The 26,462-nt window shown below is 68.7% G+C and carries 26 protein-coding genes; 16 read left to right on the forward strand and 10 right to left on the reverse strand.

Features of this window, described 5'->3' with window-relative positions; translation table 11 throughout:
- Positions 1 to 63 precede the first annotated feature (63 nt).
- Complete coding sequence (locus tag JQX13_RS47220) at positions 64 to 1,221, reverse strand: RICIN domain-containing protein (RefSeq protein ID WP_203405942.1); 1,158 nt, start codon at positions 1,219 to 1,221, stop codon at positions 64 to 66.
- Positions 1,222 to 1,715: 494 nt separating this feature from the next.
- On the opposite strand from JQX13_RS47220, the gene JQX13_RS47225 reads away from it, so the two are divergent.
- The gene (locus JQX13_RS47225) at positions 1,716 to 2,417 is read left to right on the forward strand and encodes a hypothetical protein (RefSeq protein WP_203405943.1); all 702 of its coding nucleotides are present in this window, start codon (positions 1,716 to 1,718) and stop codon (positions 2,415 to 2,417) included.
- On the opposite strand, the gene JQX13_RS47230 is transcribed toward JQX13_RS47225, so the two are convergent.
- Entirely contained in the window at positions 2,418 to 3,248 is an 831-nt protein-coding gene (locus JQX13_RS47230) for an IclR family transcriptional regulator (RefSeq protein ID WP_203405944.1), read from the reverse strand.
- A gap of 183 nt (positions 3,249 to 3,431) precedes the next feature.
- On the opposite strand from JQX13_RS47230, the gene JQX13_RS47235 reads away from it, so the two are divergent.
- The 4 genes from JQX13_RS47235 (at position 3,432) to JQX13_RS47250 (ending at position 8,040) form a co-directional block, all read left to right on the forward strand.
- Positions 3,432 to 4,589, forward strand: a complete 1,158-nt coding sequence (locus JQX13_RS47235) for a quercetin 2,3-dioxygenase (protein ID WP_239014297.1) — start codon at positions 3,432 to 3,434, stop codon at positions 4,587 to 4,589.
- 54 nt (positions 4,590 to 4,643) lie between these two features.
- Positions 4,644 to 6,500, forward strand: a complete 1,857-nt coding sequence (locus JQX13_RS47240) for a sensor histidine kinase (RefSeq protein WP_203412539.1) — start codon at positions 4,644 to 4,646, stop codon at positions 6,498 to 6,500.
- The gene (locus JQX13_RS47245; protein WP_203405945.1) at positions 6,475 to 7,200 is read left to right on the forward strand and encodes a response regulator transcription factor; all 726 of its coding nucleotides are present in this window, start codon (positions 6,475 to 6,477) and stop codon (positions 7,198 to 7,200) included. Before JQX13_RS47240 ends, JQX13_RS47245 begins: the two co-directional genes overlap by 26 nt.
- 78 nt (positions 7,201 to 7,278) lie before the next feature.
- Entirely contained in the window at positions 7,279 to 8,040 is a 762-nt protein-coding gene (locus tag JQX13_RS47250; protein ID WP_203405946.1) for an energy transducer TonB, read from the forward strand.
- A 37-nt stretch (positions 8,041 to 8,077) separates the two neighbouring features.
- On the opposite strand, the gene JQX13_RS47255 is transcribed toward JQX13_RS47250, so the two are convergent.
- Entirely contained in the window at positions 8,078 to 8,569 is a 492-nt protein-coding gene (locus JQX13_RS47255; RefSeq protein WP_203405947.1) for an Ig-like domain-containing protein, read from the reverse strand.
- 450 nt (positions 8,570 to 9,019) lie between these two features.
- Here JQX13_RS47255 and modA point away from each other — a divergent pair, with 450 nt between their 5' ends.
- From modA to JQX13_RS47270, 3 genes are read left to right on the forward strand one after another with little or no spacing between them, the layout of a single operon-like run.
- Positions 9,020 to 9,835, forward strand: coding sequence for a molybdate ABC transporter substrate-binding protein (gene modA / locus JQX13_RS47260; protein WP_203405948.1), 816 nt, complete (start codon positions 9,020 to 9,022; stop codon positions 9,833 to 9,835).
- Positions 9,836 to 9,838: 3 nt separating this feature from the next.
- Positions 9,839 to 10,516 (forward strand): molybdate ABC transporter permease subunit, encoded by a 678-nt coding sequence (modB, locus tag JQX13_RS47265; RefSeq protein ID WP_203405949.1) that lies wholly within the window; start codon positions 9,839 to 9,841, stop codon positions 10,514 to 10,516.
- Positions 10,498 to 11,586, forward strand: coding sequence for an ABC transporter ATP-binding protein (locus JQX13_RS47270; RefSeq protein ID WP_203405950.1), 1,089 nt, complete (start codon positions 10,498 to 10,500; stop codon positions 11,584 to 11,586). Before modB ends, JQX13_RS47270 begins: the two co-directional genes overlap by 19 nt.
- Before the next feature lies 1 nt (position 11,587).
- Here the strand turns inward: JQX13_RS47270 and JQX13_RS47275 are convergent, their stop codons facing one another.
- Positions 11,588 to 12,079: a response regulator gene (locus tag JQX13_RS47275; RefSeq protein ID WP_203405951.1), complete on the reverse strand. Its 492-nt coding sequence runs from the start codon at positions 12,077 to 12,079 to the stop codon at positions 11,588 to 11,590.
- 264 nt (positions 12,080 to 12,343) lie between these two features.
- Between JQX13_RS47275 and JQX13_RS47280 the strand changes: the two genes are divergently transcribed.
- The 4 genes from JQX13_RS47280 to JQX13_RS47295 all read left to right on the forward strand — a co-directional run bounded on the left by JQX13_RS47280 (position 12,344) and on the right by JQX13_RS47295 (position 17,224).
- Complete coding sequence (locus JQX13_RS47280; RefSeq protein WP_203405952.1) at positions 12,344 to 12,982, forward strand: hypothetical protein; 639 nt, start codon at positions 12,344 to 12,346, stop codon at positions 12,980 to 12,982.
- 138 nt (positions 12,983 to 13,120) lie between these two features.
- Positions 13,121 to 14,056 carry an efflux RND transporter periplasmic adaptor subunit gene (locus JQX13_RS47285; RefSeq protein ID WP_203405953.1) on the forward strand — a complete coding sequence of 312 codons (936 nt, stop codon included), beginning with the start codon at positions 13,121 to 13,123 and terminating at the stop codon, positions 14,054 to 14,056.
- A gap of 2 nt (positions 14,057 to 14,058) precedes the next feature.
- Complete coding sequence (locus tag JQX13_RS47290; RefSeq protein ID WP_203405954.1) at positions 14,059 to 15,006, forward strand: efflux RND transporter periplasmic adaptor subunit; 948 nt, start codon at positions 14,059 to 14,061, stop codon at positions 15,004 to 15,006.
- Positions 14,996 to 17,224: a peptidase domain-containing ABC transporter gene (locus JQX13_RS47295; protein WP_203405955.1), complete on the forward strand. Its 2,229-nt coding sequence runs from the start codon at positions 14,996 to 14,998 to the stop codon at positions 17,222 to 17,224. The genes JQX13_RS47290 and JQX13_RS47295 overlap by 11 nt, the downstream gene beginning before the upstream one ends.
- A 1-nt stretch (position 17,225) precedes the next feature.
- Here JQX13_RS47295 and JQX13_RS47300 read toward each other — a convergent pair whose 3' ends face one another.
- Positions 17,226 to 18,029, reverse strand: coding sequence for a WecB/TagA/CpsF family glycosyltransferase (locus JQX13_RS47300; protein WP_203405956.1), 804 nt, complete (start codon positions 18,027 to 18,029; stop codon positions 17,226 to 17,228).
- Positions 18,030 to 18,158: 129 nt separating this feature from the next.
- Positions 18,159 to 18,848, reverse strand: coding sequence for a helix-turn-helix transcriptional regulator (locus tag JQX13_RS47305; RefSeq protein WP_203405957.1), 690 nt, complete (start codon positions 18,846 to 18,848; stop codon positions 18,159 to 18,161).
- 496 nt (positions 18,849 to 19,344) lie between these two features.
- Between JQX13_RS47305 and JQX13_RS47310 the strand changes: the two genes are divergently transcribed.
- Entirely contained in the window at positions 19,345 to 19,857 is a 513-nt protein-coding gene (locus JQX13_RS47310; RefSeq protein WP_203405958.1) for an Hsp20/alpha crystallin family protein, read from the forward strand.
- A 75-nt stretch (positions 19,858 to 19,932) separates the two neighbouring features.
- On the opposite strand, the gene JQX13_RS47315 is transcribed toward JQX13_RS47310, so the two are convergent.
- Positions 19,933 to 20,406 (reverse strand): DUF2267 domain-containing protein, encoded by a 474-nt coding sequence (locus tag JQX13_RS47315; protein ID WP_203405959.1) that lies wholly within the window; start codon positions 20,404 to 20,406, stop codon positions 19,933 to 19,935.
- 156 nt (positions 20,407 to 20,562) lie between these two features.
- Here JQX13_RS47315 and JQX13_RS47320 point away from each other — a divergent pair, with 156 nt between their 5' ends.
- Together JQX13_RS47320 and JQX13_RS47325 are read left to right on the forward strand one after the other, a co-directional pair.
- The gene (locus JQX13_RS47320) at positions 20,563 to 21,327 is read left to right on the forward strand and encodes an RDD family protein (RefSeq protein WP_203405960.1); all 765 of its coding nucleotides are present in this window, start codon (positions 20,563 to 20,565) and stop codon (positions 21,325 to 21,327) included.
- Position 21,328: 1 nt separating this feature from the next.
- A complete protein-coding gene (locus tag JQX13_RS47325) occupies positions 21,329 to 22,306 on the forward strand; it encodes a stage II sporulation protein M (protein WP_203405961.1) in 978 nt (325 codons plus the stop codon).
- On the opposite strand, the gene JQX13_RS47330 is transcribed toward JQX13_RS47325, so the two are convergent.
- The 3 genes from JQX13_RS47330 to JQX13_RS47340 form a co-directional block, all read right to left on the reverse strand.
- Positions 22,255 to 23,256 carry a carbon-nitrogen hydrolase family protein gene (locus JQX13_RS47330; RefSeq protein ID WP_203405962.1) on the reverse strand — a complete coding sequence of 334 codons (1,002 nt, stop codon included), beginning with the start codon at positions 23,254 to 23,256 and terminating at the stop codon, positions 22,255 to 22,257. The two genes, JQX13_RS47325 and JQX13_RS47330, sit on opposite strands and share 52 nt — an antisense overlap.
- Positions 23,257 to 23,467: 211 nt before the next feature.
- Positions 23,468 to 24,904, reverse strand: a complete 1,437-nt coding sequence (locus JQX13_RS47335) for a DUF92 domain-containing protein (RefSeq protein WP_203405963.1) — start codon at positions 24,902 to 24,904, stop codon at positions 23,468 to 23,470.
- A gap of 45 nt (positions 24,905 to 24,949) precedes the next feature.
- A complete protein-coding gene (locus JQX13_RS47340; protein WP_203405964.1) occupies positions 24,950 to 25,468 on the reverse strand; it encodes a J domain-containing protein in 519 nt (172 codons plus the stop codon).
- A 162-nt stretch (positions 25,469 to 25,630) separates the two neighbouring features.
- Between JQX13_RS47340 and proC the strand changes: the two genes are divergently transcribed.
- Entirely contained in the window at positions 25,631 to 26,458 is an 828-nt protein-coding gene (proC, locus tag JQX13_RS47345) for a pyrroline-5-carboxylate reductase (RefSeq protein WP_203405965.1), read from the forward strand.
- Positions 26,459 to 26,462: the final 4 nt, after the last annotated feature.

The following is a 26,462-nucleotide window of genomic DNA, read 5'->3' on the forward strand; positions in this document are numbered from 1 at the left end:
CCGGTGGCCGTTGCGTCAAAGGCCCTTCGGCGAGTCGTACCCCATCCCGTTTCCTCCCGTTCGTCAGGGCGTTTGAAACATCCACTGTTGATTCGTGCCGCCGGTCCATCCCCACTGCTGAACATTTGCTCCGTTGGCCGTGGAGTCGCCTGACACCTCCAATGCCGACCCACTGCTGCTGACGGGTGTAAGGCGATAAAACCCGTCACTCGTGGCTGTGATTGTCCAGCGCTGGTTCGCGGCGCCCGTGTAGGTGTGGATGTCGACATTCGTTCCGTTGGCCGTCGATGTGCTGGTGACCTGCAGAGCTTTGCCGCTTTCCACGCCGATGAGCTGATACTCGTCGTTGCCCAGATGGGTCAGCGTCCAGCGCTGATTGTTCGCTCCGCCATAGGACCACTGCAGCACATTGGTGTTGTCCGCCGTCCCATGCCCCGCGACATCGAGCGCTTTGTCGGGACTATCGCGCGGTGTGATGCGGTATGTTCCGTTAGCGATGACTCCATTGCCGCCGCCGCCATTGCTGCTCAGGAATTGTGTCAGCGGCGGATACCACGCGTTCGCGATTTTGACGATGCCCGCGTCGTTGGGGTGCACACCATCGCTCGTATCCGTGGCCGGGTCGAAACCCGTCCATTGATCCACGACGACGATCGGCGAAGCCGTCGTGCTCTTGCTCGCCGCCCAGCCGGGAATCGCGGCGTTGAACTCGATGGTTCGCCGCGGACAGTCCCCGCAGCCACCGGGCGCCACTGGAATGATCTGCGCCACCAGGATCTTCATGCTTGGATTGCTCGCGCGCATCTGATCCACGAGCTTGCTGAAGGCAGCCAGAATCTGGCTGGGCGTTCGCGCGCTCCAGACATCGTTGGTGCCAAAATGCATGATCACGATGTCCGGGCGTGTCGCGCTCAACCAGCCGGGGAGTAGATTCTGATCCGCCACGTTGGTGGCCAGAAATCCACCATGGCCTTCGTTGTCGCCGTCGTAAGCGACACCACAACCCTGAGGCGGCAACGTGCCGACAAAATCGATATTGGTGAAGCCGGTGCTTTGCAGCTGGTTCCACAGCAGCGCACGCCAACACCCCGGCGATCCAGTAATCGAATCCCCGAGCGGCATGATGCGTGTCTGTGCTGCCGCCGGTCGCGGACAGGCAAGCAGCACGAAAAGAAGAACAGCCAGGATGCTCGTCAAGCGCAGCGCGTGAGTCCGGTGCATGACACTTCCTTGTGTCCTTATGCGGATTTTTTTATTGATACGCGAGCGGGCATGCCGCCCGTGCGGCGGGACGATAGTGCACAACTCGATGAAGTCTGTCAAAACACATCGCAGCGTCGGAGGGCACGGCGGCGGAGTCCGCGCGATAGACAGATCGGGGCCGTGTCTTCATCCAGGTGGTGCTCTTCACCCGGAAGGAGGCCCGGCGCGTCATGGCTGTGCTCCCCAAGCGATTCAGACACTTTCTTCGCCCTTCGTTGGGGACAGCAGGTACCAGAACAGGGCAATTTCCTGCGTGCCAGGATGCAGCGCCTGATAGAGATGACGGGCACGCCGCAGGGTCGTTGGCATCTCTTGCCACGCGGCAAGGAAAAGCCCAGCAACCCTTGAGATTGCTGGGCTTCCCAGGTTGTGTTCAATGCAACGCAGTTGCCAGCCCGGGGACTCACGGGCCGGCTCTGGAGTGGCCCGGAAATGGCTAGGTTGGGTGCGCCATGCGCGCGCTCATTCTTCTGGTGTTGATCTCCGCCACCTCCGCTCGAGCCGAGGTGCCCCTGCAGGATCTCCTCAACCGTCTGGGTGAAGCCGAGGAGAAGAAGCTGGCCGTTCCCGGCTGCCGTGTCATCGAGAACTCGGTCACGGAGCAGTTGGACAAGGAGGGGAAGAGCAAGGGACGGCTCACCCGTACCTACGAGGTGATCCGCGCGGGAACGAAGGTGCTGTCCCGCAAGAAGCTCTCCGAGAAGGAAGAGGGAGACCTGATCAGCCAGCTCAAGGCCGAGCCCCAGGATCAGAAGCAGAACGAGGATCCGCGCGGGCAGCTCTCGCCCTTCCACCCCCAGGTCCGCGACGAATACCAGTTCGAGCAGTCCCCGGGCCCTCGCGAGGGGCTGGTCACGGTGAAGATCACCCCGCGCAAGAAGGACAAGAATCGGATGAAGGGCACCGCGGTGGTGGACCCGCGGACGGCCCAGCTCATCTCCATGCACCTGTCCCCGTCCGAACTGGCCCCCATGCTCGACAGCTTCCAGATCGACTTCGTCTACGGGGATACCCCCTGCGAGCGGGCGCCCACGCAGCTCCAGTTCGCGGGCTCGGGCGGCGTGCTCGTCTACAAGGTGCGCTTCCGCACGCAGGTGAAGGTCTCCGGACACCAGCGCCTGGACTCCGCCGCGGTGGGTGGCGGCGGCCACTGATCAGCGGCGGCCCGCCCCCCGGTCCGGGGCGGGACCGAGCCTGGCACCCGCCGCCGCATCGATCTCGTCCCGGCAGCGCGCGAGCTCCTTGCGCAAGACGTCGAGCTGCGCATGGAACCGATGAGCTGGGGCCGGAATCGCAATGGCATATTGCGCCCCAGCCGAGGTCCGGAGGGCGACGCCGATCGCGCAGATCCCCTCCGCATGCTCCTCGAGCCCATAGGCGAAACCACTCCGACGGACCTCGCGCAGATCCGCCAGCAGCGCCGGCAGCGTTCGATGGGTCTTTGGAGTGAACGGCTCGAGTCTGGAGCCGACGAGCTGCGCGACCTCCTCGTCCGACAGCTCGGCCAGTAGCGCCTTGCCGTGGGCGGTGCAGTACATCGGAAGGACCCCGCCCACCGGGAAGACGACGTTCAGTTCCTGGTCTCCTCGACTCTGCGCCACGGAGACGACCTGGTGGCCCTTCATGACCGACAGGTCCACCGTCTCATGGACGCGACGGCTGAGCGCCTCGAGGTGTGGCCGGGCAATCGACACCAGGTCCGTCTGGGAGGAAGCGGCCAGCAGTCCCAGCATCGGGCCCAGTCTCACGCCTTCGCTCTCACCGCCCGCGGTCACCAGTTGCTCGGCCTCGAGCGCTCCGACGATTCGTTGCACCGTCGAGCGCGGCAGCCCCACCCGCTTCGCTATCTGCCCCAGGCTCAGCCCCTTCGGTTGCCCCGCGAGCGCCCGAAGGATCGCCGCCGCCCGCGCGATCACCTGGATCTGCCCGCTGCGTCCGTCCCGGCCCTCCTCGGGCGCACCGGCCTCCTCGGCCTCCTGGCCCATTCGCCCCTCCCGGCTCCTTTGGTTTGACATTCCACCCTCCGGACTCTACTTTTGTATCGCAAAACGGTACTCTGCACCACGATGCGGTACAGATCAAGTCCTTACTCTCGGGAGGAGGGGCGTCCAGGGGCACACGGAGTTCCGTGCCGGCCCCGGGCCCTCTCCTGCTCGAAGGAGATGGGTATGAGCTACGAGTCGAAGAAGAGGCCGGGCCTCCTGGGCGCAGCCATGGCATTGACGATGGTCCTCGGGCCGATTCAGGCCGCACAGGCCCAGGACGCGCAAAAGGCTGGCACGGGCATCGACATCCAGAAGGTCGTGCCTGAAGGCAAACTGCCAGGCCAACAGGTTCCCTATTACATCAGGAGCGGAGAGGGCGAGCGCTACCTGGTGGGTGGAATGGTCGCGGCCATGATCGCGAGAGGCGAGGACACGGGAGAGCTCTTCGAGGCCGCCATCCTGACAGGTGGCAGGAACGCGAGCCTTCCGCTGCACACGCACGCTCGCACCCACGAGGCCCTCTACATCCTCGATGGCGAGGTCGAGCTCTGGCTCGGGGGGAAGCACTACCTCATGATCCGCGGTGATTACGCCAGCATCCCCCAGGGAACGCCGCATGCGCTCAAGATGCTGGGTCACCGCACCCAGATTCTCTCATGGAACACGGGCAAGGAGCTCGGTCCCCTCTACAAGGCCCTTGGCCAACCCTTCGCGGGCCATGTCCAGCCGGAGAAGGTCAATCCCGAGATCTCGAAGGAGCTGTTGAAGAAGGCCGAGGCCAGCGCCGACGTCCGTTTCGAGAGCAAGGCGCCGGGCAAGAGCACGCCCCAGCGCGTTCGCAATGGAGTGATCCCCGACAAGAAGGTCCCCTACGTCCTCGCCTCCGGAGAAGGACAGCGGATGGTCGCGGGTGATCAACTCTTCTCATTCCTCGGAGACCAGCAGGTCAGTGATGGCAAGTTCATCGCCGTCATGACCGAGGGCCCCGCCGGGCCCATGATCCCCGCGCACTACCATGAGAAGCACACCGAGAACTTCTTCTGTCTCGATGGCTCCATGACCATGCGGGTCAACAACGAGACGCTGACGATGTACCCGGGTGACTTCGCCCACGTTCCCGCGCGCACGATTCACGCCTACCAGCTCAACAATCACTACACGCGGTTCATCGGCTTCCTGACGCCGGGCCTCTTCGAGCCGTTCTTCAGGACCCTGGGCGACAAGTACGACGGCTATGTGTATCCGCAGACGCCCTACCCCTTCCGGTTCGATCGGGTCCTCGCGAAGCTGAACGAGCTGGACCTCAAGGTCCTCGAGGCACCACCGGCGGCCCAGAAGTGACACGATGACGGACCCGCCGTGCGCACGTATGATGCCCGTGGCCCTCGGGCCCTCATGCTGCGCCGGCTCCTCCCCACGCTCATCGCCATCGGCTGCGGTCTCCTCGCCCTCTCCTTCGGGCTGGGGGCCCTCCAGCGCATCTTCGCCCAGGAGCGCGAGGACTCCCACGCCCAGCTCCGCTCCCGCCGTGATGCGCTCGAGGAGTACGCCACCCAGGCCCTGCGACACACGCTCGGCAAGCAGATGGAGGGCAGCCTCGCCCCCCTCCACGCCGCCATGGGAGATCCACTCGCCCCCAGCGAGGGCTTCTTCCTCCAGTTCCGCGGGCACCAGTTCCTGCCCCGCCTCACCCAGTTCACCACCGGCTCTCACACCCCCGCCCGGAGCCAGTACCGGGCGCTCGTCCGCGCCCTCTCCGAGAGCACCTCGGCGGAGCCCTGGTTGGAGCGGTTGAGCCGGCTGCGCGCCGTGGAGGCGGCGCTCGACGCGAAGAAGCCCACCCTGGCCAACAGGCGCGCCGATGAGCTGCTGCGCTACCACGCCGAGCACCCCCTCCCTCCCGAGCAGGAGCTGCCCTTCGTCCTCCTCCTGTTGGAGCGGCTGCAGCGTGGCCCGTCCACCCCGCCCCTCGTCCGCGCGCTCCTGCGCGAGGGGCTCCCGGAGGACCTCGGCGGCATCGAGCGCTCCGCGGGCCTGCAGCGCGACCTCCTCCGCGAGCGCTGGCGCTTCACCCAGCCCGATTTCAACTTCCTGCTCGCCCACGTCGCGCGGGTGAGCACCGCGCTGGGCGAGCCCTCCGCCGACTTCCTGGCGCGCGCCCTCGAGGTCGGCACCGGAATGATCATGATGCCCGAGGGCCTCGGCGACCCCACCCTCATCGGGGAGCGCTGGTACGTGGAGCCGAAGGGAGAGGTGGTCCGTGGCATCGCCGTGGACCTCGACGCGCTCCTGCGCGACCTGGCCCGCGACATGAGCGAGCGGGGTCACTTCGGAAAGGGCGGCTCGTTGCGGCTGAAGAATCCCGACGCCGTGCAGCCCATCGCGACCCTGCGGCTGGAGGTCTCCGTCCCCGAGTGGACCGCCGCAGAGAAGGCCATCGAGCAGCGCTACGGGTTGAAGACGATGCTGGTGGCCTTCTGCGGCGCGCTCGCCGTGGCCATCGGGGTGATGGCGGTGGTGGCACAGCGCGGCCGCTACCGCTACATCGAGCTCAAGAGCGACTTCGTGGCCACCGTCTCCCACGAGCTGCGCACCCCGCTGGCCTCCATCCGCCTGCTCGGGGAGACGCTGGAGCGCAAGCTCTCCAAGTCCCCCGAGCTGCGCGAATATCCCGAGCGCATCATCCAGGCCGCCGACGGGCTGCACTTCCTCGTCGAGAACATCCTGTCCTTCAACCGCATCGACAAGGGCCGCTGGAACATCAGGCCCGCACGCGTCAAGCTCGACGAGTCCATCGCCATGCTCCGCTCGGACCTCGTGGACAACTCCGCCGTCCCCGTCCGGCTCACCGCCGACGTGGGCGACGCGGAGTTCGAGGTCGACCCGTCCCTGCTGCGCCTGCTGCTCATCAACCTCGCGCGAAACGCCTGCGCCTACAACCGCCGCGACCCCGTGGAGCTCTCCATCCGCGCCTACCCCCACCCCCGCCCGGGCTATGGGTGCGTGGTGCTCTTCAGCGACAACGGCATCGGCATCCCCAAGCACGAGTGGGAGAACGTCTTCCGCGACTTCTACCGGCTGGACTCGCAGGGCCCCGAGGTCCATGGCAGTGGCCTCGGGCTCGCGCTGTGCCGGAAGATCATGGCCCTCCACGGGGGTACCATCTCCATCGACGACTCCAGCCCCCAGGGCACCACCTTCTCCCTGTTCTTCCCCGAAACCCACCATGAACGCCCCGAGCAGCCCTCCTAGCCCCCGCCCCTCCATCCTCGTCGTCGAGGACGATGCGAACCTGCGGATCGGCCTGCGCGACAACCTGCAGGACGAGGGCTACGAGGTGACCGTGGCCACCCACGCCCGCGAGGCCGAGCCGCTCATTCGCGAGCGCGCCTTCGATCTGCTCATCCTCGACGTCATGCTCCCGGGCGAGGACGGCTACTCCTTCTGCCGGAGGCTGCGCGCCAGCGGCGTCCAGGCCATGGTGTTGATGCTCACCGCGCGCTCGCTCGAGGACGACATCGTCCGCGGCTTCGAGGCCGGCGCCCAGGACTACCTCACCAAGCCCTACCGGCTGCGCGAGCTGCTCGCCCGCGTGGGTGCCCTGGTCCGCCGGGCCGGCGGTGCTCCGCCCCAGGTCATGTCCTTCGCCGGCTACACCCTGGATCTCGGCAAGCGCGCCCTCTCCCGCGCCGATGGCGGACTCATCGATCTCACCCGCACCGAGTTCGACCTGCTCGTCTTCCTCCTCAAGCACCGCGACCGCGCCCTCACCCGGGGCGAAATCCTGGACGCCGTGTGGGGCCGGGACGTCGTCGTGGACCCGCGCACCGTGGACAACTTCGTCTCCAACCTGAAGAAGAAGCTCGGCTGGACGAGCGCCTCCTCCTTCACCATCCACACCATCCGGGGGGTCGGCTACCGGCTGGAGCTCGAGTCCATGACAAAACCATGACGAAGAGATGGCCGACCCAAGGCCACCGGCCCTCCCCGGATCCGTAGCTTGAACGGTGTCAGCCAGGAGGGATTCCAAGTGTTCCAATCGGTCGTCAATCAGCCGGGTTTGAGCGCGGGGCGGTTCGGGACGGGGATGTGGGTGTCCTTGATGGTGCACGCGGGCGTGTTCGCGGGCGTGCTCGGGCTGTCCGGCAGGGCGGCGGAGCAGTTCCAGAGGACGGAGCCGGAGCTCGTGTTCAACGTCCCCCAGCCGCCCCGGGGCAATCCCAATCCGCCCAAGGCCGTGACGACGCCCACCACGCCCAAGCCCAGGAAGCCCAAGGCCGAGCTGGTCCAGCCCAAGAAGATCCCGCCTCCCATCGCGGAGCCGCGGCAGAACGACGAGACACCTCCGCCTCCCGAGGCCACCGAGCCCGACGATACCAGTGACCTGCCCCATATCCCCGGCAGCGACCCTGACAGCCCCTGCGTCGAGAACTGTGTGCCAGGCGTGAAGGCCGTCATCGGAAACATGATCCAAACCGGCATCGTCGGAGGGACCGGCGAGGACGTGGTCCCGTTCGGTGCCGGGATGACTCCGCCGCAGCTGACCTCCACCGGGGTGGCGCTCCAGTACACGTCGGAGGCGCTGAGGGCCCGCGTCAGCGGCGTCGTCATCGCCAAGTGCACCATCACCCGCGAAGGCGACGTCCAGAACTGCCGCATCATCAAGGGGCTGCCCTTCATGGACGAGGCCGTGCTCGAGTCCCTGTCGAGCCGCCACTACCGCCCGGTGACCTACCAGGGCCGCGCCGTCAGCGTGTCCTATACCTTCACCGTGAGCCTCAAGCTGCCCTGATCGCCACGCGGTCCAGGCGGGAGACGACGGGGCTGCTTCAATTCCTGGGGTGGAACTTCGACGCGATCGGGTCCGACGTACCGGCATCCTCCCAGGAGAGATGCTTGTCCGCCGGGAGCGCGTACTCGCGCTCCTCGGTGGGCCCGGAGGGGTGATGAGACACCGTCACCGTGACGGACACGGTGCGCAGGTTGCCGGTGAAATCCGTGGCACGGATGTAGAGTGGATGGCTGCCCTCTTCCACGGCCGCGAGCTCCCGGCTGCCCTTGTATGTCATTGACTCCTTGTCCAGGGACAGCGGCGTCCAGGCGCCCGTGGTGGAGCCGAGCTGGTACTCCACGCTCCGCACCCCCGAGCCCATGGGCCCATCGTCCGCGCGGACCGAGATCTCCAACAGTCCGTTGATGGACGCGCCCGTGAGGGGCTGGACCACCGCCACGCTCGGGGAAGACGAGTACAGGCCGAGCACCGCCGCCAGGAGGTGCGCGCCCACCAGGGAGACGATTCCCAACGAAGGAAGCCACGTCATCCCAACTTCCGGCCTCAGCCCGCGATATGTCGTCCGTGCCATCGGGCTCCGCTCAAAGCCAGAACCGTGCCGGACCGTGGATGCGCCGCGCTCGCTCCCGGGCGGCTCGCGCCAGCCATCCCTTTCTTTCGGGAAAACAGCGGGTTGGCGGACCTGTCCGGGTTCGAGGGGTCTTCCGCCAGGGTTCGCCTCCCTTTCGAACCCGGGCCTCGGAACGGGAGTTCTTTCAGAGTCCCCAGAGAACAGAGGGAAAAAACTCCAGTCGGGGTGTTTCCCGAGTGACATCACCCGGAGACCGGGGCGGCCGATGAGGGGGGATGGGGGTTGAGTCCTTCGTTTCCGTGGGCCTGGGGTGAAAATGTGCACGACTCATCACGGACCCGGTGCATAAGACCGCGGAACCCGAACCCAGCCGCGAACCGTGACAGCACTCTCGAGGGAAGGAACCGGATGAAGGCGATCGTGAAGGGGGCACTCGCGGCGGGCGTCCTGCTCATTGTCGCGGCGGGCTTCATGGCCGGCCTGCGCGCCCCCGCCCCCTCCCCCGAACGGAAGCAGACCCTGACCATCGCCGCCGCGTCGGACCTGAAGTTCGCGTTGGATGAGTTCCTGGCGGAGTTCCGCGCCAGGCACCCGGATGCATCCATCCAGGTGACCTACGGCTCCTCGGGCAACTTCCTCGCTCAAATCAGCAACGGCGCTCCCTTCGATGTCTTCCTCTCCGCGGACGTGGCCTATCCGCGCAAGCTCGCCGAGCAGGGGCTGGTGGACGAAAAGGAGCCCGTCTTCCTCTACGCCGTGGGCCGCATCGTGGTGTGGGTGCCAGAGGGCTCGCCGCTGGCCGTGGAGTCGCTCGGAATGGAGGCGCTGCGGGAGCCCGCCGCCAGGCGCATCGCCATCGCCAACCCCCAGCATGCCCCTTATGGCCGCGCGGCCGAGGCCGCCCTGAAGAGCCTGGGTGTCCATGAGGCCGTCAAGGACAGGCTGGTGCTCGGGGAGAACATCGCGCAGACCGCCCAGTTCGTGCAGAGCGGCTCCGCGGACGCCGGCATCATCGCCCTGGCGCTCGCGCTGGCCCCCGCCATGAAGGGCCAGGGCCGCTATTGGGAGGTTCCCCTCGAGGCCTACCCCCGCATGGAGCAGGGCGGCGCCATCCTGAAGCGGGCGGCGGATCCGGAGCTGGCGAGACGGTTCCGTGACGAGTTGCTCGGCCCCCGGGGCCGGGCGCTCCTCGGGCGCTACGGCTTCTCCCTCCCGGGGGAGTGAACGGTGGACCACGCCGCCCTCCTCCTCAGCCTCCGCCTCGCCGCGTGGACGACGCTCATCCTCCTGGTCGTGGGCCTCCCCATCGCCTGGTGGCTCGCCACCTCGCGTTGGCGGTGGAAGTTCCTCGTGGAGGCCGTGGTCGCGCTCCCGCTGGTGCTCCCCCCCACGGTGCTCGGATTCTACCTGCTGCTCGCGCTCGGCCCGCGCAGCCCGCTGGGACAGGCCTTCGAGTCGCTCGCCGGCCACACCCTCCCCTTCAGCTTCGAGGGCCTGCTGCTGGCCTCGGTGCTCTACAGCCTGCCCTTCGCGGTGCAGCCCTTCACCGCGGCGCTGGCGGGAGTGGATCGCCGCCTCATCGAGGCCTCGTGGTGCCTGGGCGTCTCCCGCTTCCAGACGTTCGTGCGCGTCGTGCTGCCCCTGTCCGTCACCGGCATCCTCTCCGGCATGGTGCTCACGTTCGCGCACACGCTGGGCGAGTTCGGCGTGGTGTTGATGGTGGGCGGCAACCTGGAGGGCCGCACGCGCACGGCCTCCATCGCCATCTACGACGCGGTGCAGGCGCTGGACTACGCGTCGGCGAGCAGGACGGCGCTGGTGCTGCTCGTCTTCTCGTTCGTCGTGCTGGCCCTCACCTACGGGCTCCAGCGGAGGGTGTGGGCATCATGGCCGACACGCTCGTAATCGACCTCGAGAAGCGCTTCCGGGGCGGGCCCACCGTCCAGGCCACCCTGGAGCTGCCCGCCACGCCCGGCCGGGTCGCGGTGCTGTTCGGCCCCTCGGGCGCGGGCAAGACGACGGTGCTGCGGTGCCTGGCGGGGCTCGACCGGCCCGATCGCGGACGCATCCTCTTCCACGGCGAGCCCTGGTGCGACACCGGAGCCCGCGTGTTCCTGCCGCCCCAGCAGCGGCGCGTGGGCCTCCTCTTCCAGGACTACGCCCTCTTCCCCCACCTCACCGCCGAGCAGAACGTCCAGTACGGCCTCTCCCACCTGCCGGCCGCCGAGCGGCGCGAGCGCTCGCGCCCCCTCTTCGCGCTGCTGCGTCTGGAGGGGCTGGAAGAGCGCAGGCCACGCGAGCTCTCCGGTGGACAGCAGCAGCGGGTGGCCCTGGCCCGGGCGCTCGCCATCCGCCCCCGCCTGCTGCTGCTCGACGAGCCCCTGTCCGCGCTGGATGCGCCCTCGCGCGAGCACCTCCGGGGCGAGCTGCGGCGACTGCTCCGGGAGCTGGGCGTGCCCACCGTGGTGGTGACGCACGACAGGCTGGAGGCGCTCGCGCTGGGGGATGACCTGGTGGCCATGGAGGGCGGCCGGGTGTGTCAGGTGGGGCCCGTGGCCGACGTGTTCAACCACCCGGCGGAGCTCGCGGTGGCGCGGATGACGGGCATCGAGACGGTGCTGCCGGGCACGGTGCTGCGGCGCGAGCAGGGCCTGGCCACGGTGGAGGTGGGCCCGCATCACCTCGTCTCCCTGGAGCCCCCGCACGAGGGGCACGCCGTCTTCGTCTGCCTCCGGGCGGAGGACGTCACGCTGGGCCCTCCCGAGGCGGCTCCCACCAGCGCGCGCAACCGGCTGCCCTGTACCGTGGTGTCCCTCTCCCCCGAGGGAGCGCTCGTTCGCGTGGTGCTCGACGCGGGCTTCCCCCTGGTGGCGCGGGTGACGCGCTTCTCCAGTGAGGAGTTGGGGCTCGCCGAGGGCCGGCCCGTCACGGCCACCTTCAAGGCGCCCTCGGTACGGGTCGTGCCGCGCCCCTAACCTACAGACTCGTCTGGCGCGAGGAGACCAACGCCAGGGCGGTGGTCCTCAGGTCCTCGAGATCCGCGGACGCATCGAGGATGCAGACGCCGTGGATCCGCGCCATCCGCTCGCGCAGCTTCGGGCTGGTGAAGGCGCTGTAGAGGATGACGGGCACCTCCGGATGACTGGCGCACAGCCGCTCGAGCGCCGCCAGTCCGGCGTCGCCCAGCATCCGCGCGTTGCCGATGATGAGCTCCGGCGCCTTCGAGGGCCCGGAGAAGAGTCCCTCGGAGAGCAGCTGGACGGCGTCCCGCGCGTCGTCGACCACGCCGACCTCGAAGCGCTCCTTCACGAGCATGTCGCGCATGAGCTGGCGCCGCTCCTTCAGGTTCTCCAGCAACAACACCTGACCCTGGAACACGACCGAGTGCCTCCGGGGCTCGCCCCAGAACGAGGCCCGGCCCATCCGCGAAGACTCCCTGTTCTGGTTGACCACCGCGTTGACTCCCATGACGGCCACGCCTCCCCTTCGACAGGCCGTACCCGCGAGCAGGAACCGTGCCGCGCCCGCGTCGCGTCATACCCCGAAGATGCTCACAAGGACTAAGCATCGCCGATCGATCTGACCAGGGCTCGAAGCGGGAAAAACGCTCCATGTGGCTTTTTTCCACAATTCGGACGGAGTCAGCGAGGAGACAAGGAGGGGGGACGTTCGGGCATGCGCTCCATGGGGACCTACTACACAAGTCACTCCCCGCATGCTACTGCATAGGTCATGTCCACCACTCCCTTCGATCCTGTCTCCCTCCAGCCCGGCGATGAAGTCGCGGGCTGGCGCGTCCTGCGCCGCTGGCGCCAGGACTCCTTCAGCATCACCTGGGCGGTCGAGCGCGGGGGCCAACGCCGCCTGCTGCGCATCGCCCTGCATCCACCCAGCGCACCCGATGGTCCGTTCATGGAACGGTTCCTGGAGCGAGAGGCGGGAGCCCTGCGCCTCGTGCGCCATCCCTGCATCATCCGGCTCCACTCGGACGGGCGCTGGCCGGAGCCCGTCCACGGCTTCCGCTACCTGCTCCTGGATTATGTGGAGGACACCACCCTCCGGGACGCGAAGAAACGAGGCCTGACCCCGAAGCAGACCGTCGCCATCTTCTCGAAGCTCTCGCAAATCATCGGGGCCATGCGCCGCGTCCAGCTCAACCATGGCTCCATCCAGTCGGACACGATCCTCCTGCGCGCGGACGGTCAGCCCCTCCTCGTCGACTTCAGCCGCGCCGACTGGCCGGGCAATCCCTACCCTCCCGATACCCTGACCGTCGGCCACCTCGGGCACATCGACGACATCCTGGGGAAGATCGGCGGTGATCCTGGAGTTCCCGGCCCCGGCGACCCCGGAAAACAATCCCCCAATTGAGCCCGGATGGGCCCGATCCCCTGGAGCGGACCCCGGCGAGCGGGCTCATGCGCCCGTCCGCACTCGCATCCACCGTGACGCGTCACAACGCCGCCCCGCCGAGTCATCCCATGTGGGAGCTTCCATGGGAGAAACGGGATGCGTCGTTGGGGCCGGATGATGGCAGTCGGGGGGGGATTGATCTGGCTGGGGAACGTGGGGGCGTCGGCGCCCGCGCTCGCGAACTCCGACCCGAGTGGGGACGGCCCTCCGCCCGCCCTGGTGGTGGACGGAGGTGCCGCCTCCCGCTCGGACACATTGGAACCCTTCCTCGGGGTCATCATCCCCCAGGACTCGGTGGAGGTGAGCTCCCGCTTCGACTCGCGACTGGAGAAGCTCGAGGTCGACGTCGGTGATTCCGTGCACGCGGGCCAGGTGCTCGCACGGCTGGATACGCGCTCGCTGCGGCAGGAGTTGGCCGCGGCCGAGGCCACCCTCCAGGGCTCGCGAGCCGAGGAGCAGGCCGCCGCCTTCGCCCTCTCCGAGGCCCGTGCGAACAAGGCCCGCTACTTCACCCCCCGTGCCCTGCAGCTGGGCGTCCATTCCCAGGAGGAATTGGACAAGGTCCGCTACGCGGAGAGCACCGCCCGGGCCCGCCTGCGGGCGGCTCGGGCTCAGACGCTCCAGCGGAAGGCCCAGGTGGCCGAGCTGCGGCAGAACCTCGACGACGCCACGCTCGTGGCTCCCTTCGCGGGAGTGGTGGCCGCGAAGCACGCCAGCCCGGGGACCCGGCTGGCCGCGGGGCAACCCGTGCTCAAGCTGCTCGGCACCGGCGGCTGGAAGGTGCGCTTCGCCATGCCCGAGGACGCGGCGCGGCGGCTCCAGCCGGGCGCTCCCCTGGAGGTGAATGTCCTCCAGGAAGACATGTCACTCACCTGCGAGCTGGAGAGCGTCGCACCCGAGGTGGACGCCGCGGCCCGCCTGGTCTTCGCCACCGCCGTCTTCAAGCAGCCACCACCGCCCGAGGCTTCCTCCGGCATGGTCGTCCACGTCCGTCCGGGACCCGGCTCCGTGCCAAGGGGGGCCACACCGTAATCATGGAAGCCACGCAGCGGACCCGCATCTTCCGTGAGGAGGCCCTGCGCCACCACGAGGGCTCCCGGGAAGAGGGAGACCTCCTCCGCATCTCCCCGCGGTGGACCCGGTGGACGTATTGGGTGCTGCTCGCCCTGGTCGTCGCGGCGGGCCTCTACTCCGTGCTCGGCACCCTGCCCGAGTACGCCTCCGGCCCCGCGGTGGTGAAGATCGAGGGCCGGAGCGCTCTCACCCCACAGCGGCCGGGCATCGTCGCCTCCGTGGAGGTGAAGCCCGGGCAGCGGGTGGAGGCCGGACAACCCCTGGTGAGCTTCCTCTCCCAGGAGGAGACGGCCACGTTGGAGCGGATCCAGCGCGAGTTCGAGCTGCAGCTCGTCCGGGTGCTGCAGGATCCAACGGACGAGGCCGCGCGTCAGTCCCTCACCTCCCTGCGGGCCGAGCGCGAGCTGGCCCAGGCCCGGCAACAGGCCCGGACGTTGAGGGCGCCGCACGCCGGGGTCGTGAACGCCTTGCGTGTGCGCGAGGGCCAGTACGTCAACCCGGGAGAGAACGTGGTCTCCGTGGTCGGCGACGACGTGCACGTGACACTGGTGGCCCTGCTGCCCGGTGGCTACCGGCCGAGGCTCGAGCCGGGCAATCCCTTGCGCGTGGAGCTCCATGGCTTCAGCCACGAGTACCAGACGCTCACCATCGACTCCGTGGGAGACCAGGTCATCGGCCCCGCGGAGGTCCGCCGCTACCTGGGCCCGGACAGCGGAGATGCCCTTCAACTCTCGGGCCCCATGGTGCTGGTGCGGGCGCGCATCGACTCGCCAACCTTCACCGTCAGGGGGAGGACGTTCAACTACTTCGACGGGATGCTGGCCCGGGCCGATGCGCGCGTGCGCACGGAGCGCATCCTCGTCACGCTCATTCCAGGCCTGAAGGGAGCACTGGGACATGAGGACTGAGTCCGTCCGGAATCCGGGGCTCACGGAGCGCTTCCCCGCGTTCCGCAACCTGCGCGTGAAGGGCCGGGAGCGCCGCATCCCGCTCGTGCGTCAGCTCTCGGAGATCGAATGTGGCGCCGCCTGTCTCGCCATGGTGCTCGGCTACCATGGGAAGCCGGTGCGTCTGGAGGAGGTCCGCCAGGCGATGGGCGCGGCGAGGGATGGGGTGTCGGCGCTCGACATCCTGCGCACGGCCCGCACCTTCGGGCTGCGCGGACGCGGCGTCTCCGTGGACGACGAGGCCCTCACCTACCTGCCCGCCGGCACCATCCTCCACTGGCGGTTCTCGCACTTCGTCGTCTTCGAGAAGCTGGGGCGGGATGGCGTCCACCTGCTCGACCCGGGCCATGGCCGGCGCAAGGTGTCGATGGAGCGCTTCCGCCAGTCCTTCACCGGCGTGGCCCTGTTGCTGGAGCCGGGTGAGAACTTCGAGACGGGCGGCAGGTCCCGTCCGCGCTCGGCCGCGAGGTACGCACTGCAGGTGCTCCAGCAGTCGCACGTCCTCCAGCGCATCATCGTCGTCTCACTCATCCTCCAACTCTTCGCGCTGGCGGTGCCGGCGCTGACAGGGCTCATCATCGACCGGGTGGTGCCTCGGGGAGACACGCACCTGTTGCTGGTCGTGGGCCTGGGCTTCATGTCGCTGGCCGTCTTCCAGCTCCTCACCTTGCTCATCCGAAGCCACCTGTTGCTCGAGCTGCGCACGCGCATGGACTCGAACATGACGCTCGGATTCCTCGAGCACCTGGTGGGCCTGTCCTATGCCTTCTTCCAGGTGCGCGCGGCGGGCGATCTCATGCAGCGGCTCAACAGCAACGCCACCGTGCGGGAAATCCTTTCCTCCAGCACGCTCTCCGCCCTGCTCGATGGCGCCCTGGTGGTCCTCTACCTCGTGCTGTTGTTCGTGGTGAGTCCGCCCATGGCGCTCATCGTCCTGGGGCTCGGCGGCCTGCAGCTCCTCATCCTCCTGCTCTCCACGCACCGCCAGCGCGCGCTGATGTCGGAGAACCTGGAAGTGGAAGCGAAGAGCCAGAGCTACCAGATTGAAATGCTCACCGGCATCCAGACACTCAAGGCGTTTGGCGTGGAACACCAGGCGGTGCAACGCTTCTCGGAAAATTTCGTCAGCGTGCTGAATGTGTCGCTGAAACGGGGCCGGTTGTCGGCGTGGGTGGAGTCTCTCACCGGGACGCTGCGGCTGGTGGCGCCGCTGGTGCTGCTCACCTTCGGGGCCCTCCAGGTGCTGGGCGGGCACATGACGCTGGGCACCATGATGGGGCTCAGCGCGCTCGCAGGGGCGCTGCTCGTGCCGCTGGGCAACATGGTCACCACGGGCTCCCAGCTCCAGCTGCTGCGCAGCTACATCGAGCGCATCGACGACGTGCTGGACACCCCGCCCGAGCGCGACCCGGCGAAGCCCGGCCGACAGGTGAAGCTGAAGGGTGGCATCGAGTTGGACCGGGTGTCCTTCCGTTACGCGGATACGTCACCGCTGGTGGTGCAGGATGTGTCGCTGCGCATCGAGCCCGGCCAGTCCGTGGCAATTGTCGGCCGCTCGGGCGCCGGGAAGACGACCCTGGCCAACCTGCTGCTCGGCCTGTACCTGCCCACCTCCGGGCGCGTCCTCTTCGACGGGGAGGATCTGATGGAGTTGGATTTGCACTCGGTGCGGAGCCAGATGGGCGTGGTGCCCCAGGAGCCAACCTTCTTCAGCTCCACGCTGCGCGGAAACATCGCCATCGCCGACCCGGCCGCTCCATTGGATGCCATCATCGAGGCCGCACGGCGGGCCTGGCTCCACGACGACGTCATGGCCATGCCCCTGGGTTATGACACGCCGCTGGTGGACCGGGGCGCGTCGCTCTCGGGAGGCCAGAGACAACGGCTGGCATTGGCCCGGGCGCTGATGCAGAAACCCGCGGTGCTGCTGCTGGACGAGGCCACCAGCGCCCTCGACGCCATCACCGAGAGCCGGGTGCAACAGTCGCTCGCCTCGCTCCCGTGCACCCGCGTCATCATTGCCCACCGGCTGAGCACCGTGGTGGACGCGGACCTGATCCTCGTCATGGACGAGGGCCGGCTGGTGGAGTCCGGCCGGCATCAAGAGCTGCTCCTGCGCGGCGGCATCTACGCGGAGCTGGTGCGCGCCCAGGTGCGCAAGAGCGGTCGTCTGGAATGACTCACGCTCGCGCGGGCCCGAGTCCGCGCCGGGCCGTCGCCAGGACGCGCAGGAACGCCATGCCCCGGCGCACCCACCGTACCCACGACACCAGCACCCTGCGGGGGCGCGACGCCCAGCGCCCCTCCAGCAGCGACTCCAACGCCACGCCCGTCCCCACCAGCACCGCCGGATTCAGCCGCGTGGCGGCGTACTGGCAGAACAGCTCCTGCTTGGGTGTCGCCATGGACACCAGCACCAGCTCCGGCCGCGTCAGGGCCATGCGCTCGAGCAACCTGTCCACCCACGGGCCCCGCCCGTCCTCGGGCACTCCCGGCGCGGCCACGCCCACCGCGAGCAACCGGTAGCGCTCCCGCAGCTCGCACGCGGTCCACTCGGCGAGGCCCGGCCGCTCCGCCACCACGAGCACCCGCCAGGCCCGCGAGCCCGCCAGCCTGGCCAGCGCGGGCAACCACTCCGCGCCCGCTCGCCGCTCCGGCAGGGGCGCGCCAATCACCTGCGCCGCCCGCACCAGCGCCGCGCCTCCCGCCAGCGACAGATCCGCCGTGGCGAGAGACTCGCGCAGGGCCGCATCCTCCTCCGCCAACGCCACCTGCTCCACGTCCGGCGTGACGATGCGCCCCCCCTGTCCACCCGTCACGAGCCCCTCGATGGACTGGAGCACCTCGTTCAGGCGTCCCATATCCAACGCGACGTGACCGATGCGCACGCGCGGGAAGGCCCGTCCCGGCTCCCGCTCGAGCATGCTCGGTGCTGGAAGCGCCAGCCCGCTTCGTGGCGTCTCCAGCCCGACAACCCCGTTCATCACCCTCCTCCTCCTGGCACCCTCGATGGGCCGAGACAGTGGTGTCACGCACCACGATCTGCCAGTGGGGTCTGACGTATCCGAGGTCCCGGGGCTGACGGGGTGACATCCCCGGGAAATCCTCCAGCGCTAGAGGTCCGGCGGAGGACGAACGCCCAGGTGACACGCACGCAACGCCAGCTGGGTCCGGTTCTCCGCCCCCAGCTTCCGGTACAGCTGCGTCACGTGCGACTTCACCGTTCTCTCGGCGATCTGCAGGTGCGCGGCGATCTTCAGGTTGTCCGCGCCTCCCGCCACGTATGCCAACACCTCGCGCTCACGCTGCGTGAGGGTGAGCAGGACGCTCGCCGTGGACGTGGCCACCGGTGGATGCTCGAAGTCGTTGCGCAACAGTTGCACCGGGAAGAGCTTCTCCCCGCGCACCAGGGCATTGACCGCCGTGCACACCGCGTTCATCGTCAGACTCTGCCGGAAGAGGTAGCCCGAGGCGCCCTCCTCGAAGCATTGCGAGACGAAGTCCTGGGCGTTCGCCGACGACAACACCAGCATCCGGACCTCCAGGCGGCGCTTGCGCGCTTCACGCAGGAGATTCAACCCCTCCGTGGCCGAGCACCCCATGTCCGCGTCGCCTTCCGGCTCCACGTCCAGGATGGCCACCTGGGGCGGATCCGTCCCGATGCCATCGAGGAGCGTCCTCACGTCCCGGGTCACCCACAGGACATTCAACCCTTCGCCCCTCAGTCCATCGGCCAATCCCTGCCAGGCCGCCCACGGTCCTTCCAAAACACCCACACGAACTTCCGATTGATTCGATGCCATGCGAGGGCCCCCCAGCCGTCATGGCGAACTGCCGCATCAGAGACAAAACGTGGCCGGTTCCGTCTTCACCCTGGCTCCTGATGTGGATTGGACTTGCCTCTCCGCCAGGGTGTTCGGCCTACCGGCCCGCACCTTCCATAACCCGTTGTTGTTCTTGCTCTCCGAGAGTCGCACCTCCGACGTCTGCTGGAAAGATTCGACCCATCCATACCACCCGGCGCACCCACCGTGCGACCGAGGCTTCCCACGAATGTTCATCTAAATGGCTTACGTCTAGTCCCGAGCCACGCCAATTTGCCGTTGAGTGTGCACGGCAATACCCAAAATTCCGGGAGGTGTTGGCTGCTGGTCGATTGCGTGCGCCTTCGATGGAAGGGCTGGCGGACAGGGAGCGGCCTCGCGGTGCCGCTGCTTGTACGACTTCACCCCCGCTCTACCCTGCATGTGGGGGCCGCACTTCAAGCAGGTGCGACCCGAGCACAAGGAGGGAAATGTCATGGCAGATCTTCCAGTGCGTCGTGGAGGTGGAACGTCTCCAGTGGCTCGGTGGACGCGCGGATTCGATCCGTTCGAGCAGATGAGGGAATTGATGGGGTTCGATCCCATCGAGCAGATGGGCCGCATCGTGGGCGGCGGCGAGCCGTCGTGGAACTTCATCCCGGCCTTCGAGGTGAAGGAGACGAAGGACTCCTACATCTTCAAGGCGGACCTGCCAGGCGTGAAGGAGGACGACCTGGAAATCACCCTCACGGGGGACCGCCTCACCATCAGCGGGAAGCGGGAGACGGAGCAGCGGGAGGAGTCGGATCGCTTCTACGCCTACGAACGGAGCTTCGGCTCCTTCAGCCGCTCGTTCACCCTGCCCGAGGGCGTGGACGTGGAGCACTGCAACGCCGAGCTGAAGGACGGAGTGCTCCACCTGCGGTTGCCCAAGCTGCCCGAGGTGCAGCCCAAGCGCATCCAGGTGGGCACCGGCGACGCCGACAAGCAGGGCAAGGTGAAGGCCTGAGCCCTTCGAAGAACGACGAAAGCACGACGAACGACGAGGGGGCTGGACGTGAGGAGCCAGCCCCCTCGTCACGTCTCAGATGGCGCGCTGCCACAGCTCGCGCAGGTCGGAGGGCAGCTGGCCGATGACGTCCTCGATCTCCCCTTCGGAGACCTGATCCCTCACCGCGGAGAAGACGGCGCGGATCTTCCGCTCGGCCTCGGCGGCGTCCACGCCCAGGTCCTCGGACACCATCTGGATGAAGCCGTCCCTGCCGAACTTGCTGGCCGGCTTGCCCACGTGCCGCTCGCACCGCACCAGCAGTTCCTGCAGCTTGCCAGGAAGCTGGGCTTCCAGGTGCGCCGCCTCCTCGCCGAAGAGCCGCTGCTCCAGCACGCAGAGGACCGAGACCGCGGCACGCTCCGCCTCTTCCTCGTTCATCGAGCCGATGACCGCGAGATTGCTCAGGAAGGCCTTGTAGGTCTGGTTGCGCCGGGTCTCGCTGCGTTGCTCGCGCCGTGCCTGGAGATCCTTGTCGATGTTCATTCCGGTCCGATCCGTGTCCGCCATGTGAGCCTCCCTCGGATGTGGGTGTTTCCACCGTTGTCCCCATGACCTTGGCCACGCCCCGGTTGGACGTGCAGCGGGGGGGGCGCGGATGGGGCTCCCCCTCCTGGCACGACGAGGGGCGGCCCTGCGGGCGCGTTCCGGGTAAGCTCCCGGTGAATGGATTCCGCCGCTTCTCCGAGCCTCGATGTCGCCACGCCCGAGCGGGTGTCGCTCTCGCTGCCCGTGGCCGGCATCGGCTACCGATGCCTCGCCTACCTGGCAGACCTCTGCCTCCTCTTCCTCTTCTGGATCGTCGCCTACTTCACCTTCACCCTGATGGTGAGCGACGTGCTGGGCTTCCTGAAGGGGCTGTCCGGCTTCACGCGGACCCTGATGGTGGTGGGGGTGTTCGCCACCCAGTGGGTGTACTGGACATTGGCCGAGGTGCTCATGGGCGGGCAGACGCCGGGCAAGCGCCTCGTCGGCATCCGGGTGGTGCGCGTGGATGGCTCGCCCGTGGGCGTGCTGGAGAGCGCGGTGCGCAACCTGGTGCGGCTGGTGGACTCCCTCCCCTTCGTCTACGCCATCGGGATCCTCAGCGTGCTGCTGACGCGCCAGCACCAGCGGTTGGGGGACATCCTCGCCGGCACCCTGCTGGTGCGCGAGGAGCGGATCGATCTGGACAAGTACACGACCCCCGCCACCGAGGCATCCGCCGTGCCCGCGCCTGCCGGCTCCGTGCGGCTCGCCTCGGAGGACCTGGAGCTCATCCTCTCCTTCCTCACCCGGGCGCCAGGGCTCGAGCCCGCGGCCCGGACGCGCCTGGGGACGAAGCTGGTGGAACGGTATGGAGGGCTCGACGAGGCGGAGCGCGCCGCCGTGCTCGCCTCGCCCGCGACGATCGAGGCCTTCCTGAGGGCCCGCGTCCAGACGGAGCGCTGACGTGGCCGCGCCCCTGCCCGCCTTCGTCGCCCGCCGCCGCCCCGACTGGGACGCGCTGAAGGACCTGCTCGACCGGCAGCGCGCGGGCTCCCTGCGCCTGGAGGAGCTGCGCACGCTCGATGTCCTCTACCGCCGGGCGGCCTCGGATCTGGCGCTCGCGCAGACGTTCTACGCGGGCACGGACGTGCACCGCTTCCTCAACCAGCTGTGCGGCCAGGCCTACGCCGCCATCTACCAGCCACCTCGCGAGCGGTTGGCCTCCACCCTGGCCTTCTTCCGCCACGACTTCCCGCGAGCCCTGCGCGCCAACGGCGCCTTCGTGGCCGCCAGCGCGGGCCTCTTCCTGCTCGGCATCCTCCTGGGAGCGGTGGTGGTGCTGCTGGAGCCGCGGGGCGCGGAGCTGCTCGTCCCCGAGAACCTGCGCGACTCCATCGCCCGGAAGGAGATGTGGACGGACGGCATCCTCTCGGTGTCGCCGCCCAACGCGGTGGCCTCGGGCATCGCCACCAACAACCTCACGGTGCTCATCGTCACCTTCGCCTCGGGCCTGTTGCTGGGGCTGGGCACGGTCTTCGCGCTGCTCAACAACGGCGTGCACCTGGGCTCGGTGGCCGCGCTGTGCGTGCACGAGGGCATGGGCCCCAAGTTGTTCGACTTCATCGCCGCCCACGGGCCCGTGGAGCTGTCCATCATCGTCATCGCCGGCGGCGCGGGGCTCATGGTGGGCCAGGCCCTCATCGACCCCGGCGAGCTGCCCCGAGCACAGGCCCTGGCTCGGCGGGGGCGCGAGGCCGTGAAGCTCGTGCTCGGCTGCGCGCCCTTCCTCGCCCTCATCGCCGTGGTGGAGGGCTTCGTGTCCCCCGGTGATTTCTTCCCCTCGTGGGTGAAGGGACTGCTGGGCCTGGCGCTCGGGGCCTTCTTCTGGCTCTACCTGCTGCGCGCCGGCAGGGGCGAGGCCACGTCCCGCGGAGTCTCCTGACGGAGGAACGTCGTCACGGGCCGCTCGCGCTCGTCCACCTCCAGGCGGAAGATGTCCGGCCGCGCGTAGTGGCCGCAGGGATCGAAGTCGAGCCGCGCGCGCGTCAGCAGGCCGAGGTCGAGGTCGGCCGTCAGCACCCCCTCCTCGTTCCACAGGGGACCGGCGAGCACCTCACCGAAGGGCGAGATGATGACGCTGCCCCCCCGGGACAGGACGTGGGGCGCGTCCGCGGGGAGGGCCTCCTCGCGCAGGACTTCCTCCGGGTACATGTCGCGGGTGACGAACTGGTTGCACCCGAGCACGAAGCACCTGCCCTCGCTGCCGATGTGGCGCATGGTGGCCTGCCACGTGTCGCGGCTGTCGGCGGTCGGGGCGAGATAGATGTCGACCCCCTTGGCGTACATCGCCGCCCGGGCGAGCGGCATGTAGTTCTCCCAGCAGATGAGCCCGCCGAGCCGGCCGAAGGGCGTGTCCACCGTGGAGAGCGTGCTGCCATCGCCCTCGCCCCAGATGAGCCGCTCGGAGCCGGTGGGCTTGAGCTTGCGGTGCTTCGCGAGCAGCACGCCGTCGGGCCCGAAGTAGAGCTGCGTGCAGTAGAGCGTCCCACGCGTGGGGCGATCCCGCTCGATGACGCCGATGGAGAGGTAGACGCAGTGCTCGCGAGCGATTCCGCCGAGGCGCTCGATCGCCGGGCCGGGGAGCTCGACGGACTGCTCGTTGTAGAGCTGCCACAGGCGCCGGCCGGCCTCGCTGCGGCTGCCCACGATGAAGCCGAAGCCGAGTCCCCGGGGATAGGCCGGGATGAACGCCTCGGGAAAGAGCACGAGGCGCGCGCCGGTACCGGCGGCACGGGCGGTCCACGAGGCGACACGGGAGAGTGTTCCCTCGAGGTCGAAGAGCGCGGGAGCGGCCTGGACGACCGCGACACGAACCTGCTGGGCATGAGACATGCGGCGGAAGATAGGCCAACGTCGCGGACCCGGTGAACACCGTGGATATCCCCTCTCCCCCTGGGAGAGGGCCAGGGTGAGGGTATGTCCCTTCCCGTGTTCCTGAATGGGAATGGGGACCCGCGGCGCTTCTCGATGGGTCTCCGTCCGCGACCACGGTGACGACGACCCTCACCCCCCGCCCTCTCCCAGAGGGAGAGGGAGCACCGCACTACGCCCAGAAGGCCAGCAGCGCTCCCGCGGCGGTGGCCACCACGTTGACGGTGTCATTGCCCAACCAGGAGAAGCCCCGGAGGGGCCTCGCGGGCCGGCCGCAGCGGTGCACCCTTCGCTCGGTCTCGCGCGAACAGGCGTCACACCAGCGCACGTCCTGCACCGTGGCGCCCAGGAAGCTGTCCACCAGGGAGCCCACCACCCCGGCCAGCACGAGCCAGGGGACGAGCGACCACCGCGCCCCGGCGAGCGCGGCCACCAGGCCAACGAAGGCGGCGCCCGCCGTGGCGGCCAGCATCCCGGCTCCCGACACTGCTCCGGACGTGCCCGGCGGTACCTGCCGCAGCGTGGTGACCAGCCGCGGTGGCGAGCGCGAGAGGACACCCAGCTCGGTGGCCCACGTATCCGCGTTCGCGGCGACCAGGGCCCCCAGCATGGCCAGGGCGTAGCGCTGCTCTCCCGTGGTGCCCAGCAACACCGCCGCCAGCGCGGCCACGCCGCCATTGGCCAGTGCCTGTCCCAGGTCTCGCGTCCCCGTCTTGGCGTACTCCGCCTCCACGCCAGCCTTCCGGGCGCGGAAGGTCTTGGAGAGCGCGCTGGAGGAGATGAAGAAGCCGAGCAGGGCCGCCGTCCCCACCGCGCCCGCCAGCCCGAAGACGGGCGTGCCCACGAGGATGGCACCCAGCACCCCGCTCGGGCTCAGCGAGCCCCGGGCCCAGGACGCCACGCCGATGACGAGCGCCACCACCGAGCCCACGCCCAGGCCCCACGCGTGCGCGGGCGGAACCAGGTAGAGAACGGCCCCCGCGGCCAGCGGCACCCAGAGGTTGTCCCGGCCCTTGGTCCCGAGCGCCTCGACACACGTCGCCACCACGGCGCACAGCGCGGCCAGCGGCACCTTCGGCATGTCCGGCGCGACGCCCGGCATCCACGTCAACGTGGCCAGCACGGCCACGAAGGTGCCAGCGCACATGGCCAGCGAGCCCTCCAGGCTCTTGTGCTCCCCACCGAGTGTCTCGTAGCGATGACGTCCGAAACGCCGGCCCACCAGCGAGGCCAGGGCATCTCCCACGGTCATGGCCATGACACCGCCCGCCGCGACCGCGGGCCTGTCCCACGCCAGCCACACCAGCGCCGAGAAGGCCACCGGGAACCAGACCGTGCCCAGGTTGTCGGGCTCCGTCTCCACCGACTTCAGCAGGCGCTTGCGGTGGATGAGCCAGTTGGCCACCACCGCCGTCAGCGAGGGCACCACGGCCAGCGCCCGGTTCTCGAAGAGCCCCAGCGCGCCGAGGATCCAGAACCCCACGCTCACGTGGATGACCTTGCGCGCGAGCTCGCGCGACAGGCCCAGCCGCAGGGCTCCCTCACCCGCGAGCACGCAGACTCCGATATACCCGTAGGCCCAGAGGAGCGCCTGCATGTCCTGGCTCATGGCGGCCGATTGTAGTCGGCCCCCGTGCCCACGGGTGACGCCGCTCTACCGGCTCCGCGCCGGCAGCACCGAGGCCTCGCGCGTCGTCGAGCCGGCCTCGAGGGCCTCGATCCGCTTGCGCTGACGGTGGCGGAGGATCTTCTCGTACGCCACGTTCAGCTCGCGCATCTTCGCCTCCGAGCCACCCCGGTCCGGGTGCCGCTCCAGCGCCAGCTCGCGGAAGCGCGCCCGCACCACGTCGGGAGGATCCAACGGCGACACCCCGAGCACCCGGTACGGATCCTGCTCGTCGATCGCCGCCAGCCAGGCCTCCAGCCGGTCCTTCACCGCGATGAAGCGCTCGTCCTCCCCGGTCTTCTCCTTCACCGGGTGCGTGCGCATCTTCGCGTCCGCCTTGAAGACCTCGGTATAGGTGCTCGACACCCAACGGTGACACGAGCCGCACCGGAAGTACTTGACCCGTGGCCCCGCGTGGCCGGTCATCCGCACACCACAGTGGGTGCACTCGACCTCCACGTTCTCGAGGGTCCGCCAGTTCCAGTTCGTCGCAGCCGCCGCGCTCATGGGTTGCTCCCGACCTCTCTCCGCTCAGGCGCTACAGGCCCGTAGCGGGTGTCAAGGTCCCACGATCCGATCTCCCGTCAAGAAATTGTCGACCCGACGTTCGAGGCGAAATCGCCCCACACGGGCCGTCCGGGCGGCTCCATTTCACGGTAAATCGAGAGGATGCTCGAACGGACCATCGCATTCCTCGGCGCCGGCAACATGGCCGAGGCGCTCATCAAGGGGCTGCTGCGCGCCGGCACCGCGCGGCCCGAATCCCTCATCGCCACCGGACGCCGCTCGGAGCGGCTGGAGACGCTGCAGCGGACGTACGGGGTGCGCACCACCCTGGACAACCTGGCCGCCGCGCGCGAGGCGGACGTGGTGGTGCTCTCCGTCAAGCCGCAGGCGCTGGACAAGGTGCTCGTCCAGGTGGCCCCCGAGGTGGATCCGCACAAGCTGGTCATCTCCGTGGCGGCGGGCGTGCCCATCGCGGCCATGGAGCGGCGGCTGGGCGCCGGGGCGCGCATCATCCGCACCATGCCCAACACCCCCTCCCTGGTGGGCGCGGGCGCCTGCGCGCTGTCCCGGGGCGAGCACGCCAGCGAGGAGGACCTGGCGGTGGCCACCCGCATCTTCCAGTCCGTGGGCACCACCACCGTGGTGGACGAGAACCTGCTGGACGCCGTCACCGGCCTGTCCGGTAGCGGCCCCGCCTACATCTTCCTCATCATCGAGGCGCTCTCGGACGCGGGCGTGAAGGTGGGACTCCCCCGCTACACCGCGCTCAAGCTGGCCGCCCAGACGGTGTTGGGCAGTGCACAACTGCTCATCGAGACGGGCTCCCACCCCGGCCAGCTCAAGGATCAGGTGACGAGTCCGGGCGGCACGGCGATCGCTGGCCTGCATACCCTGGAGGCAGGCGGGCTGCGCACCACCCTCATCAACGCCGTGGAGGCAGCCACCCGCCGGGCCCGGGAGCTGGGGGACCAGTTCCTGGAGAAGTCCTAGGTCT

This window comes from Archangium violaceum, from assembly GCF_016859125.1.
GTDB lineage: Bacteria > Myxococcota > Myxococcia > Myxococcales > Myxococcaceae > Archangium > Archangium violaceum_A.